The organism is Roseovarius sp. MBR-78 (assembly GCF_040547535.1).
GTDB lineage: Bacteria > Pseudomonadota > Alphaproteobacteria > Rhodobacterales > Rhodobacteraceae > Roseovarius.
Window position 1 is genome coordinate 1 of sequence record NZ_JBEPPX010000006.1, and the last position, 13,191, is coordinate 13,191.

Annotated in this window: 14 protein-coding genes; 3 read left to right on the plus strand and 11 right to left on the minus strand. The window is 65.1% G+C overall.

The window, feature by feature from the left end; genetic code table 11:
- Positions 1 to 1,248: 1,248 nt before the first annotated feature.
- The 3 genes from ABIE58_RS06160 (at position 1,249) to ABIE58_RS06170 (ending at position 4,428) form a co-directional block, all read left to right on the plus strand.
- A complete protein-coding gene (locus ABIE58_RS06160; RefSeq protein ID WP_354543826.1) occupies positions 1,249 to 2,250 on the plus strand; it encodes a DctP family TRAP transporter solute-binding subunit in 1,002 nt (333 codons plus the stop codon).
- A gap of 94 nt (positions 2,251 to 2,344) precedes the next feature.
- On the plus strand, positions 2,345 to 3,052 hold the full coding sequence (locus ABIE58_RS06165; protein ID WP_354543827.1) for a TRAP transporter small permease: 708 nt from the start codon (positions 2,345 to 2,347) through the stop codon (positions 3,050 to 3,052).
- Positions 3,052 to 4,428, plus strand: coding sequence for a TRAP transporter large permease (locus tag ABIE58_RS06170; protein WP_354543828.1), 1,377 nt, complete (start codon positions 3,052 to 3,054; stop codon positions 4,426 to 4,428). The genes ABIE58_RS06165 and ABIE58_RS06170 overlap by 1 nt, the downstream gene beginning before the upstream one ends.
- Positions 4,429 to 4,819: 391 nt before the next feature.
- On the opposite strand, the gene hypE is transcribed toward ABIE58_RS06170, so the two are convergent.
- Genes hypE through ABIE58_RS06225 form a run of 11 tightly spaced genes read right to left on the minus strand, consistent with a single transcriptional unit; the run spans position 4,820 to position 13,191 of the window.
- Positions 4,820 to 5,842, minus strand: coding sequence for a hydrogenase expression/formation protein HypE (gene hypE / locus ABIE58_RS06175; RefSeq protein WP_354543829.1), 1,023 nt, complete (start codon positions 5,840 to 5,842; stop codon positions 4,820 to 4,822).
- 57 nt (positions 5,843 to 5,899) lie between these two features.
- Positions 5,900 to 7,036, minus strand: a complete 1,137-nt coding sequence (gene hypD, locus ABIE58_RS06180; RefSeq protein WP_354543830.1) for a hydrogenase formation protein HypD — start codon at positions 7,034 to 7,036, stop codon at positions 5,900 to 5,902.
- Positions 7,033 to 7,323: a HypC/HybG/HupF family hydrogenase formation chaperone gene (locus ABIE58_RS06185; protein WP_354543832.1), complete on the minus strand. Its 291-nt coding sequence runs from the start codon at positions 7,321 to 7,323 to the stop codon at positions 7,033 to 7,035. Before ABIE58_RS06185 ends, hypD begins: the two co-directional genes overlap by 4 nt.
- Before the next feature lie 2 nt (positions 7,324 to 7,325).
- A complete protein-coding gene (locus ABIE58_RS06190; protein ID WP_354543833.1) occupies positions 7,326 to 8,801 on the minus strand; it encodes a sigma-54-dependent transcriptional regulator in 1,476 nt (491 codons plus the stop codon).
- 3 nt (positions 8,802 to 8,804) lie between these two features.
- Positions 8,805 to 9,635 carry a hydrogenase nickel incorporation protein HypB gene (hypB, locus tag ABIE58_RS06195; RefSeq protein WP_354543834.1) on the minus strand — a complete coding sequence of 277 codons (831 nt, stop codon included), beginning with the start codon at positions 9,633 to 9,635 and terminating at the stop codon, positions 8,805 to 8,807.
- Positions 9,635 to 9,976 carry a hydrogenase maturation nickel metallochaperone HypA gene (hypA, locus tag ABIE58_RS06200; protein ID WP_354543835.1) on the minus strand — a complete coding sequence of 114 codons (342 nt, stop codon included), beginning with the start codon at positions 9,974 to 9,976 and terminating at the stop codon, positions 9,635 to 9,637. Before hypA ends, hypB begins: the two co-directional genes overlap by 1 nt.
- Positions 9,969 to 10,826, minus strand: a complete 858-nt coding sequence (locus ABIE58_RS06205) for a hypothetical protein (protein WP_354543836.1) — start codon at positions 10,824 to 10,826, stop codon at positions 9,969 to 9,971. Before ABIE58_RS06205 ends, hypA begins: the two co-directional genes overlap by 8 nt.
- A 4-nt stretch (positions 10,827 to 10,830) precedes the next feature.
- Positions 10,831 to 11,610, minus strand: a complete 780-nt coding sequence (gene hybE, locus ABIE58_RS06210; protein ID WP_354543837.1) for a [NiFe]-hydrogenase assembly chaperone HybE — start codon at positions 11,608 to 11,610, stop codon at positions 10,831 to 10,833.
- Complete coding sequence (locus ABIE58_RS06215) at positions 11,607 to 12,464, minus strand: hydrogenase expression/formation protein (protein ID WP_354543838.1); 858 nt, start codon at positions 12,462 to 12,464, stop codon at positions 11,607 to 11,609. The genes hybE and ABIE58_RS06215 overlap by 4 nt, the downstream gene beginning before the upstream one ends.
- A 12-nt stretch (positions 12,465 to 12,476) precedes the next feature.
- Positions 12,477 to 12,857, minus strand: a complete 381-nt coding sequence (locus ABIE58_RS06220) for a thioredoxin domain-containing protein (RefSeq protein WP_354543839.1) — start codon at positions 12,855 to 12,857, stop codon at positions 12,477 to 12,479.
- 13 nt (positions 12,858 to 12,870) lie between these two features.
- A complete protein-coding gene (locus ABIE58_RS06225; protein ID WP_354543840.1) occupies positions 12,871 to 13,191 on the minus strand; it encodes a HypC/HybG/HupF family hydrogenase formation chaperone in 321 nt (106 codons plus the stop codon).

A 13,191-nucleotide genomic window follows, 5' to 3' on the forward strand; every position in this document is an offset into this window, starting at 1 on the left:
CCGCCAGAAAGCTCATCCTCCTCGCCAACACCGTCCTCAAGCGCGACACGCCATGGCAACCAAACCCGCCGTCCTGAGACGGTTGCTTGATTCCGCGCGGGGGGATAAACTGCGAATGGCAGGTCTAAGCCATTGCACCCCCTGCCGCGCCGTATTGTGCAGCATGGCAGGCTGGCTCATTGCGCAACATCTTACGATAGCGACCACTAGGTGTTGATTACGTAGAGGCGAACCAATTGCTTTCTGAGGCGCGACCAAGTTTGAATTGACGAACTTTGACATCGTGTCACTTAACTCCTTCCAGCCGCTCAACACTCAAGACTTCGTTCCCACGGACCGCGATACGTGTGGGCTGGCCAGCAGATATGTCTTCAAACGTTAAAGAACCGCGACGAGGGTCAGCCAAATCATTCATCACTCCATCGTATATCGCGCCGACGCAAGGACCCCAAGGCAGTAAGCCTCCAGACAAGCCTGCCGGGTTGAGATAGCGCGCCTCTTTCGTGGTGGCTGCGGCGCAAGCTTCACGGTCGGTGGAGAGAGAGGCAGTTGCGGTGCAGGCCGCTAGTGTTAGAACTACCAGAATTGAGCGAATCGGCCTCATTCATCTAAACCCCATTTTTGATCAAACCCAAGATCCTCTTATATGCGTTCATTTTAGGCTCTGATTACATTTTAAAAACCCGCGAATTTCGATTATACGTCCAACAAATAGGCTTACAGATTTGCATCATTTGGTCAAGAATCAGGTCATGGTGTTCATCTACTCTCAACGGTGGGCAAACTCCGTTCCGACCAAGGCGACACGGATCGTTTTCAGGCCGCACAACCGTTTTCCGGCAAAACCTGCGAGTGATTCCCTTTAGGGCTGCAAAGTCTCAGACCGCCCCTAGGCATGTCGGGCAGAAGGAAGAAAAAAGGCTAGGGCAATTCCCTAAAACGATTGAGTTGCCACAATTTCGAATCGCAAAACCCTGTCACGTTTTCCTGAAATTGCGCTGCCCCTTGATCCGTGCGGATTTCCGCACAACGCCCGTGCACCCTGTGCGGAAAACCGCACAGCTTGCCGCCCACCCGCGATGCACCGCTGCCAGAGCGCCCGGCAAACCCCCGGCATCAAAGGAAATTCCCCAAACGCATAGCGGCCATGCACAAATGCTTGAGCCGCTCCGCGCTTTGCCGCACCATCGGCGCGCCGCATCCTTACCGGGTGCTGAGTGCAACGTCTCAAAATGGGAGGAGACACCGATGAAATTCATGACCGCTGCCGTATCGGCACTGGCGCTTACCGCCTTTGCAGGCTCTGCGATGGCCGCGTGTGACGAGGGCGAGATCGTCGTCAAGTTCAGCCACGTCACCAATACCGACAAACACCCCAAGGGCATCGCCGCCTCGCTGCTGGAAACCCGCGTCAACGAGGAAATGAACGGCACCATGTGCATGGAGGTCTACCCCAACTCCACGCTCTACAATGACGACAAGGTGCTTGAGGCGATGCTTCAGGGCGATGTGCAGCTCGCCGCGCCGAGCCTGTCGAAATTCGAGAAATTCACCAAGAAGTTCCGCCTCTTCGACCTGCCGTTCCTGTTCTCGGACGTGCACGCGGTGGACCGGTTCCAGGGCTCGGATACCGGCCAGGCGCTGCTCGATTCGATGCAGCGCCGCGGCCTTCAGGGGCTGGCCTACTGGCATAACGGCATGAAGCAGATGTCGGCCAATGTGCCGCTGATCGAGCCTTCGGATGCCAACGGCCTCAAGTTCCGCGTGCAATCCTCGGATGTGCTCGTGGCGCAGATGGAGGCCATAGGCGGCAGCCCGCAGAAAATGGCCTTTTCCGAGGTCTACGGCGCGCTGCAACAGGGCGTTGTGGACGGGCAGGAAAATACCTGGTCCAACATCTACGGCAAGAAGTTCTTCGAGGTGCAGGACGGCATCACCGAGACCAATCACGGCATTATCGACTATCTTCTGGTGACCAACGTGGATTGGCTCAACAGCCTTGACGCCGATGTGCGCGAGCAATTCCTGACCATCGTGGACGAGGTCACCAAGACCCGCAACGCCGAATCCTCCAAGGTGAACGAAGAGGCCAAGCAGGCCGTCATCGCCGCCGGTGGCGTGGTGCGTCAACTGACGCCCGAGCAGCGCGCCAAATGGGTCGAGACGATGAAACCCGTCTGGGACAAGTTCAAGGGTGACGTGGGCGCGGAAAATATCGAGGCCGCCGTCGCCTCGAATTCCGCCTCCTGATCGCGACCCCGCCAGGGCGCGCCTGCGCGCGCCTTGGCTCCTCGGCGGGCGTCACGCCCGCCCCCCTCATCCATAACACACGGGAACCGGGACGATGCAGCACAAGACCGGGCTGATCGACCAGATCGAGGAAACGGCCATCGCCGTCCTTCTCGGGCTGATGACGGTCGTGACCTTTTCCAACGTCATCGCGCGTTACATCTTTAATTCGAATATCCTCTGGGCGCTTGAGCTTACGGTGTTCATGTTCGGCTGGCTGGTACTCTTGGGGGCGTCCTACGCGGTCAAGAAACACGCCCATCTCGGCGTGGACGCGGTCCTCAACCTGACCGCCCCGCCGACCCGCCGCATCCTCGCGCTCATCTCGGTCGCGGCCTGCCTGCTGTTCTCGCTCCTGCTGCTCAAGGGCAGCTACGATTACTGGGCCGTGTTCGTCGATCTGCCGCCCACCTCGGGGCGCTGGATCCCGACCGGGTTTGATTTCGAGGCCCGCAGCCAAAGCTTTTACGAGGTGCAGGACGTGCCGATGGTGGGCGTGTTCCGCTTTCTCGAAGATATCATAAACTACGGCGAAAGCTACGAGAAACTGCCCAAGGCCGTGCCCTACACGATCCTGCCGCTGGCGGCGCTGTTGCTGGTGCTGCGCTTTGCACAGGTCGCGGTGGCGGTCTGGCGCGGCGAGGTGGATCGGCTGGTGGCCAGCCACGAGGTCGAGGACGAGCTTGACGAGATCCGCACGGGCCACGCGCAAGAGGCCGCGCAACATAGCGCCGCGCAGGATGCCGCGAAAGGAAATCGCTGATGGACGTTCTGTTTCTCTTCTCCATGGTGGTGGGCCTGCTGCTCATCGGCGTGCCCATCGCGGTGTCGCTCGGGCTCAGCTCGACGATCTTCCTGCTGATCTATTCCGAAAGCTCGCTGGCCTCGGTGGCAGGCACCCTGCTCGAGGCCTTCGTGGGCCATTACACCCTGCTCGCGATCCCGTTCTTCATCCTCGCCTCGGCCTTCATGACGACGGGCGGCGTGGCACAGCGGATCATCCGCTTTTCCATCGCCTGCGTCGGGCACCTGCCCGGTGGGCTCGCCATCGCGGGGGTGTTTGCCTGCATGATGTTCGCCGCGCTGTCGGGCTCGTCGCCCGCCACCGTGGTGGCCATCGGCACGATCGTGATCGCGGGAATGCGGCAGGTCGGCTATACCAAGGAATTCGCCGCAGGCGTCATCTGTAACGCGGGCACGTTGGGCATCCTCATCCCGCCGTCGATCGTGATGGTGGTCTATGCGGCGTCGGTCGACGTGTCGGTAGGGCGGATGTTTCTTGCCGGTGTCATTCCGGGGCTCTTGGCGGGCTTCATGCTGATGACGACGATTTATGTCATCGCCCGCGTGCGCAACCTGCCCAAGGGCGAATGGAAGGGCTGGGGCGAGATCTGGGCCTCGGGGCGCGAGGCGGGCTGGGGCCTGTTTCTCATCGTCATCATCCTGGGCGGTATCTATGGCGGCATCTTCACGCCGACAGAGGCGGCGGCGGTGGCAGCGGTCTATTCCTTCTTCATCGCCTGCTTCATCTACCGCGACATGGGACCGCTCGCCACGAGCGGCGCGGGGGCCAACACGAGCCTCTTGCGCAAGCCCTGGGCGGTGGTCACGGCCTTCGTGCACCCCGACACCAAGCGCACGCTCTTCGAGGCGGGCAAGCTCACCGTCACGCTCCTCTTCGTGATCGCCAACGCGCTCATCCTCAAACATGTGCTGACCGACGAGCAGATCCCGCAATCCATCGCCAACGCGATGCTGTCGGCGGGGTTCGGCCCGGTGATGTTCCTCATCGTGGTCAACGTGATCCTGCTCATCGGCGGGCAATTCATGGAGCCGTCGGGCCTTCTGGTGATCGTGGCACCGCTGGTGTTTCCCATCGCGATGGAGCTGGGGATCGACCCGATTCACCTTGGCATCATCATGGTGGTCAACATGGAAATCGGCATGATCACGCCGCCTGTCGGGCTCAACCTCTTCGTCACCTCGGGCGTGGCGGGGATGCCGATGATGGCGGTGGTGCGCGCGGCGCTGCCGTTCCTTGCGGTGCTCTTCGTGTTCCTTATCATCGTAACTTACGTCCCGTGGATATCGACCATCCTGCCCAACACCTTCATGGGGCCGGAAATCATAACGAGGTAACACCACGATCCCCCGCAAGGATGGGGCCTGGCCCGTCGCGCAACGCGCGGCGGGTCTTTTCATGCCCGCGCCCGTGCGGCGCATGGGTGCAACCGCCCGGTGCGCCTCACTTGCGGGCTATTGACACCGCCAGCAGGCGTGCCCCTCGCCCCGCCTCTTTTCACCCGGTTCGGCCTCGGGGAAATTTGCGGGGCCCTGTTCACGATGGCTGTCCGCGTGCGGCCCTTCGTGCTCGGGATGATATCCGGCAAGAGCGGGAATGCCAGATCAAGTCTCGTGTTTTGCGCCTAGAGCGTGTCGCGTTCATTCGCATTCACGCGCTACGCTCTAACTTATTGATTTAGCATGTTCGAGAAGCTCAAAACCGGTTCCCACTTTTGAGCAACATGCTCTAGCATATGCGGGGCAATTGCTCGCCCACCAGCATATCCACGATGCGTTCGCCGCCGAACAGCGTGCGCATGACCACCCGTCCCCCCGGACGCGCCGTGACCCGCCCGATCACGACCGCCGCGCGCCCCTCTGGCCGTGCGCGCATCGCGGCAAGCGCCGCCTCGGCCTCATCCTCAGGCACGACCACAACCATGGTCCCCTCATTCGCCAGGTAAAGCGGGTCCAGCCCGAGGATCTCGCACACGCCCCTGACTTCGCTGCGCAGCGGCACGGCGGCCTCTTCGATGTCAATGCCAAGCCCTGCGGCCCCCGCCAATTCGTTGAGCACCGAGGACACCCCGCCCCGCGTCGCATCCCGCGCGGCGCGGGTGCCGGGTGCGGCGCGCAGCACCGCCTCCATCAGATGCCCCAAGCCCTGACAATCCGAGACGATATCCAGCGACAACGCCATATCGCCACGCGCCGACAGGATCGCCGCGCCGTGATCGCCCAGCACGCCGTTGACGATGACCACATCCCCCTCGCGGATATTCCCGGCCTGCAAATCGCGCCCCGGCGGGATCACGCCCACGCCTGCGGTGGTCACGAATACCTTGTCGGCCATGCCGCGCCCGACCACCTTGGTATCGCCGGTCACGATCCGCACGCCCGCCGCCTCAGCCTCGGCCTGCATCGAGGCCACGATGCGCCGCAACAGCGCCACCTCGGTGCCCTCCTCGATGATGAACGCCGCCGACAGCCAGAGCGGCCGCGCGCCACCCACCACCAGATCGTTGACCGTGCCGCAGACCGCGATCTTGCCGATATCGCCGCCCGGAAACTCGACCGGATCGACCACGAAACTGTCGGTGGTAAATGCGAGCCGCGCGCCCGGCACCTGCAACTCCGCCTCCATCAGCCGCGCCTGATCCTCCATCAACTCGGGGGCGAAGACGGAGGTAAACACCTCCTCGATCAGATCGCGCATCGCCGTGCCGCCACCGCCATGCGCGAGCGTGACCCGTGTATCCCTCAAACTCATGTCATCATCTTTCCATAAATACTCCGGGGGGTGCCAAAGGCGCGGGGGCAGCGCCCCCTACCCCGCCTCGGCCCGCGCGCCACCATATTGGTAATAGGCCGCACAGGCCCCTTCCGAGCTGACCATCAGCGCGCCCAGGGGCATCTCGGGCGTGCAGCCGCGCCCGAATTGCGGGCACGCGACCGGCTTGATCCGCCCGGTCATCACCGCCCCGCAGGCGCAGCCCTCGGGCTCGGGCACATTGCGGCTGCCCGCCCCGTAGCCGATCCCGATTTTCACCTCGGCGTCATAGGCGGCATAGGCGGGGCGGATGCACAGGCCGCTGGCGTCGATCTCGCCCAGGCCGCGCCATTCGAACGAGGGGCGCGGCGTGTAGACATCGGCAATCGCGGCGAGGCTCACCGGGTTGCCATGCTCGGGCACCACGCGGGCATACTGGTTTTCCACCTCGGCGCGCCCGTCTCGGATCTGGTCCAGCACCATCAGCACCGATTGCAAGAGATCGAGCGGCTCGAACCCGGCCACCACGATCGGCTTGCCATAATCGCGGGCGATGAAATCATAAGGGTGAATGCCGATCACCATCGACACATGCCCCGGCCCGACAAAGCCATCAAGCCGCATATAAGGGTCATCGAGCAGCGCCTTGATGGGGGGTGGCACGGTGATGTGGTTGCAGAACACGCTGAAATTTTCCAGCCCCTCGCGCGCCGCTTGCTGGATCGACAGCGCCGTCGAGGGGGTCGTGGTCTCAAACCCCAGACCGAAAAACACCACCTCGCGCGCGGGGTTGCGCCGGGCGATTTCCAGCGCGTCGAGCGGCGAATAGACCATGCGGATATCAGCGCCATCGGCCTTGGCCTGAAGCAGGCTCTTGCGGCTTCCGGGCACCCGCATCGCATCGCCGAAGGTGGTAAAGATGACGCGCGGATCCTCGGCCAGTTCCACGCATTCATCCACCCGCGCCATCGGCAGCACGCAGACCGGGCAGCCGGGGCCGTGGATGAACTCGATCCCCTCGGGCACCAGCTTGTCGAGCCCATAGCGAAAGATCGCATGGGTATGGCCGCCGCAAATCTCCATGATCCGCGTGGGGTTTTCCGCCGTAGCGCCGATCTCGGCGGTCACCGCCGCAATACGCTCCAGCAGGGCGCGCGCGGCCTTGGGGTCGCGGAATTCATCTGCATATTTCATGGCTGCCCCTCCAATGCGGCATCACCCGCCGCCATCGCCTCAAGCGTTTCCTGCGCCTCGCCCAGACCGCGCAGCGCCTCTAGCGTCTTGGCGGCCTCGTCCTCGTCGATCACCGCCATGGCAAAGCCCACGTGGATCAGCGCCCATTGCCCCACGAGATCCTCAAGCGGCCCCTGCGCGATGCAGGCGATGCTGACCTCGCGGCGCACGCCCGAGACCTCGGCCATCGCCATCATCCGCTCATGGTTTGTCACCGCGACGATGCGGCCCGGTATGCCCAGACACATGGTTACTCCTCCTCTGTTTGGCTTTGCCTGCCCGGCGCGTCGATGCCGTAGCGGTCGATCTTGGCGCGCAGCCCCACCCGGCTCAGGCCAAGCTCCTCCGCCGCGCGGCTCTTGTTCCATTTCAGCCGGGTCAGGGTCTCGCGCAGGATACGCGCCTCGACCTCTTCCACCCGGTCCTTGAGCGGGCCGCGCCCCGTCAGCACCGCATCCAGCGCCGGATCGCAGCGTTCGCCCGGCACCGCCTGCAGGATATGGCGCGAGATAAGCTCCGGCCCCAGCACCGCATCCTGCGAAAAGATCAGCATCCGCGTGACCTCGTTTTCCAGCTCGCGCAGGTTGCCGGGCCAGTCATAACCCGCCAGGAACCGGATCGCATCCTCCGACAGGCCATGCACCGGCTTGCCATGCGCTGCTGCCGCCTCCAGCAGCAGGCTCTGCGCCAGCACCCCCAGATCGCCCGGCCGCGCGCGCAGCGGCGGCACCTCCAGCGTGGTCCGCGCCAGCGCATGGTAAAGATCGGCGCGAAACCGCCCCTCGGCCACCTCGGCGCGCAAATCGCGGTCCGCCCCGCCCAACAGGCGCAGATCGACCCGTTGCATCTCGTGCCCGCCCAGCGGGCGAAACGCGCCATCCCGCGCCACCCGCAACAGCGCAAGCTGCATCCGCGGGCTCAGCCCCGCCAGACCGTTGAGAAAAAGCGTGCCCCGATCCGCCTTTTGCACCAGCCCTATCTTGGCGGTCTGAAGCCCCGCGACAGCCCCCCGCCGCGCGCCGAAAAGCTCGATTTCAAGGATATCGTCATCGACCCCGGTGCAGTCGATCTCCTGAAACGGCCGGTCGGCGCGCAAGGAGCCGTAATGCATCGCCCGCGCCAGCGCCGCCTTGCCGGTGCCCGCCTCACCGGTGAGCAACACCGGCACATCGAAACTGGCATATTGCCGCGCCTGCGCGATCACCGCGTTCAGCGGCGAGTTGGAGGCACGCAACACATTTTCGAACCCCAGCCCCTCGCGCAGCGCGCGGCGCTGCTCTTCCAGCCGGGTTTCGACATTGCGCGCCAGATAGCGCATTTCCAGCGACATCCGCGCATGTTCGCGGTTGAGGCGAAACAGGTCGGCGGCGTTCTTGGCGGTCATCAGCAGGTGATCGGGATGCCAGGGCTTGGTCACGAACTGATAGATCCCCGCCTCGTTGATCGCCGCAATCATGTCATTGGTTTCGGTAAAGCCGGTGATGATGATGCGCACCGCCTCGGGCCATCGGTCGCGCATCTCGGTGAGAAACTCGACACCGCTGCGCCCCGGCATCCGCTGATCGCAAAAGATCACCTGAACGTCATGCTCTTCCATCAGCCGCGCCGCCGCCCCGGCATCCGGCGCGGTCAGGCAGTCGAACTCATCCTCCAGCGCCATGCGCATGGCGTTGAGCGAATGCGCCTCGTCATCGACCAAGAGAAGGGTGGGCAGCGTCTCGGCCATCGCCTATTCCGCCACCGCGCGGGCGGATTTGCGCAGCCGCGATCCTTGCAGCCAGTTCAGCCAGCTTTCCATCCCCTCGCCGGTCCTGGCCGAGACGCGGATCACCTCCAGCCCCGGATTGACGCGGCGCAGGTTGGCCTCGATGAGGTCCAGATCGACATCGCAATAGGGCGCGAGATCGACCTTGTTGAGGAGCGCCAGCCGCGAGGCGGTGAACATGTCGGGATATTTCAACGGCTTGTCCTCGCCCTCGGTCACGCTCAGGATCGCCACCTTGCAATCCTCGCCCAGATCAAAAGCGGCGGGGCAGACCAGGTTGCCGACGTTCTCGATAAAGAGCAGCGAGGCGGGCGCGATATCGAGATGGTCCATCGCATGGCCCACCATATGCCCATCCAGATGACAGCCCTTGCCGGTATTGACCTGCACCGCCTGCGCGCCGGTGGCGCGGATGCGGTCGGCATCGTTGGCGGTCTGCTGATCGCCCTCGATCACCGCCAGCGGCTGCGCGCCCAGCGCCTCGATGGTCCGGCACAAAAGCGTGGTCTTGCCCGATCCCGGTGACGAGACGAGGTTGATCGCGAAGGTGCCAAGCGCCGCCAGCCGCGCCCGATTGGCGGCGGCATGGCGGTCGTTCTTCGACAGGATATCGGTCTCGATCTCGATCAGCCGCGCCTGCGACATCCCCGCCACCTCGACCCCCGCCGCGCCGTGGCCGAAATGCAGATCGCCGCCATGACCACCACCGTGATCGTGGTGATGAGCGTGGTGATGGTCGTGGTCGTGACCATGCCCCTCGACCGATCCCGTCCCGCATCCGCATACATTGCACATCAGATCACCTCCATATCCTTGATCCGCATTTCATCGCCCGTCACCGGCATCAACCGCCCGCCACCACAATCGGGGCAAGGGTCAAGCCGCTCGGCAATCTCGACCTCGGCCATGCAATCGTAACACATCGCCCGACCGGGCAGGTCGATCATCTCCAGCCGCGCCCCCTCGGCCACACTCCCGCGCATCACCACGTCAAAGGCGAATTCCAGCGCCGGTTTCTCGACGCAGGCAAAGCGCCCGATCTCGACCCGCAGCACCGTGACCCGCGCGAACCCGTGCGCGCGGGCCTGATCCTCGATCACCCGACGGATGCCCTCGGCCAGCGACATTTCATGCATGCGCGCGCCCCTCCAGCGTGACCGGCGTGCAGGGATCGAGCAGATCGACCATGAGCCCCGCCAGAGCATGTCTGGCGCACGGCAGGCTGGTAAGCGCCTGTGCCATGATGCCGCCGGGGGCCAGCAGGTGATCGGTGGGGGTCATCCGCTCAAGGCGGATGACACGGCCCTGCCCCACCTTGGCCCGCACCGCGTAAAGCCCGCGCGCGGCGGGCACCACCGCGACGCCCTCGGCGGTCAGGCGGGGGCTGGGCAAACGCCCATGCACCGCCGCCTCCAGGTCAATCGCCCGCGCCACCACCCGCCAGAGCGGCCCGCGCCCGTATTGCGCCTCGACATGGCGCATCACCGGGTGATCCAGATGCCGCGCGGCGATGGAATTCTCCTGCGCGGTCACGGCAAGAATACTGTCGGGCGTGACCGCGGGCAAAACGCCACAAACCCCCTCGCCCGGCCCGAACCGCGCCGCCACTGCGCGCAAGAGTGGCCCGATCCCCGCCTCGCCCTGCACATAGCGCGCGAACGCTTCTGCATCGCCGGGAAAAGCACTGCCCAGCACATCCGCCCCTCGCCCCGCCCGCGCGGGCAGGCCCAACCGCAGCGGCCAGATCACGTTCAGCTTCAACGCATGGTCGCGCGCGATCTCGGCCCCGAGCGCCGCGTGGTCCGCGACCGGCAAGCCCAGCGCCATGCGCAGCGCCACCGTCTGCGCCTCCCGGCACAGGTTGAACAGGCGCGGCACAAGCTCTGCCACCTCCTCCACGCCGCGCCCCTCGACCAGGTGCGCCAGCGGCACGGGTGCTGCCGGCACCGCGCGCAAGCCGTTCACATCCCGGTCGTGGTCCAGCATCGCCCTAACCCTCGCCTGCCAACCCGGCGGAAATCACCTGCCGCCGGGTCGGGGCCTCGGGCAAGGCCTCGTCGGGGGCCTCCAGCGCCGCCATCTCGGCCTCGCGCGCGGCGCGAATATCGGCGGCGCGGTCGGTCCCGGCGCGGTGTTCGTCCTGAAAGAGCGCCACCATCACCGCGCGCGCCACATCGACCGCCTGCGCCTGCGTGCGAAACTCGCCCATCGGCGAGAACAGCGAGCACGCCTTGTAGCCGCCCACCGTCTCGCGCACGTTATGGATGAATTCATACTCGCCCGAGGCAAAGCCGATCACCTCCTTTGCACCGGGCACGAGGGCTGACCAATCCTCGCCCTCCGCCGGAAGCATAACAAGGTTCATGAACCAAGGCGAAATCAGCACGCCCAAAGGCCGCCCCTCGTGCAGTTGAAACCCCACCGCCTGCACATGCAGCAGCGCGTTGACCATCGGCAGGTCGCGCATCTTGCCATGCCAGACCTCGGTGAAATCCGTGACCAGCGCCTGTGTCCTCGCCCCGATCATCGCGGCCTCGGCCAAGGCCCCGCTGCCGGGGTCGTCATTCACAAGGAATTGCTCTTTCGGCGCGTCGCAATTGGGGCATTTCCAGTCCTCGGGCAGCGCCGCAAACGGCGTTCCGGGGTCGATCTGCCGGGTGTCATCGCCCTCTGCCGGATCATAGGGCGTCCAGCAAATCTTGCATTCCATCACCGCCTGCGGGCTGATCCTGTCATTGGCCCCCAGATAGGACCCCTCGAACCCGCTCATCGGATCGCCTCCAGAACTTCGAGAATCCGACCGCCGCTGTCGGTCAGGTCTTCGGGGGCGGCCAGCGCCACCTCGGGCATTGCCGTCACCTCGAACGTGTCGAGGATAAGCACATCCATCGAATTGTAGAACCGCACCCGCCAGACATGATTGAGCGCGGTGGCGGTGATCCGGCAATTGCCATAGCCGCGCGACAGGATATCGACCGATCCCTGGCCGAGCGCCGCATCGAGCCAGTCCAGATCGGCCTCGGTATGGGGCAGCAGCGTCAGGTTGACGACATGCGCCGCGCCACCCGGCGCGAATTGCGCCGATTTGTCCTGCAACTCCACCAGAAGCGGCGGCGCGTTCACCACCTGCGCGTTGCGCGGCACCTGCTCCCCTGCCCGGCGCGGCACCTGCTCCCCTGCCCGGCGCGGCGCAAAGGCACGGGCCAGCGCCTGCGCGGGCACAGGCCCCACCTCGATGGCGTCCACGCCCGCGCCCTTCAGCCCCCAGACCCCGGCAAAGACGCTTTCCTGCACGGCAATCGCCGGGATGTCGTGGATTTTCACCGCCACCTCGCCCGCGCCCATCGTCTCGGCAATGAGCGCGCGATTGGCGGCATCGAGCCCCGCCAGATCGAACCGCCGGTTGACCCCGTCCTGCCCGCAGGCCTCGGCGGCATGGGCAATGTCGCGCAAGAGATCGAGCGCGGGGGCAAGCGTCTCATCCACCTCGACCTCGGGCAGATGCGGGGAATAGGCGCGCATGTCCTGCGGCATCGGCAGGTATTCGAGCGCCTCGCCCTCCTCGCCCGGCGGCTGCGATCCGGGGCCGAAACCGGTGGGGGGCAGGTGAAAGTTGCTGACCATGTCGTGCCCTCCTCAGGCGGCGTTGCTGCGGCTCAGGATCTGCGTGATCCGGGTCATGTAGTCGTCCCAGTCGCGCACCTTGGGGATCGCGCCGATCACCTCGCCCGCACGGTAGAAGATCAGGCTCGGCGTCTTGAGCACGCGCGTCGCCTCGCGCAAGTCCGCCTCGATGGCATCGCCCACCACGGCGCAATCGAACCGGCCCTGAAAGGCCATGCGCAATTCGGGCAGGATCACCGCCACATCGGCGCTTTCCAGGTTGCGCGCGGGATCGCCGGGCACGAACAGCACATGCACCCCCTCGCGCGCGGTGAAGGCGGCAAGGGCGTCGTGGCTTTCCAGACGGGGCCAGCCCAATTCGGCGCTCAGCCGGTCGATCAACGGATGTGTCATGGCGTCTGCCTCTCTATCCAATGCTCTTGCCTGCGGCGCGGGCGGCGTGCAGATGCGGCGGCAGGGCGGGCGCGCGCGCCTCCAGATCGGCGAAGGCATCGCCCGCCCCGCCCCCCGCCATGATGGATCGGAGCGCGCGCAGGGCGGCGGCGATCTTCTGCGCCTCGGCCTCGTCCAGCACCTCGCGCGCCGCCCCCAGATGGGTCAGAACCCAGGTGCCGGGGGCGACCGCGCCGGTTAGCGTCAGATCAATCAGCGTCTCATCCACACCATCGGTGGCGCGCGCGGCGATCCCGTCGACCGACAGCACCTGCATCGGAATGCCCACGCACAT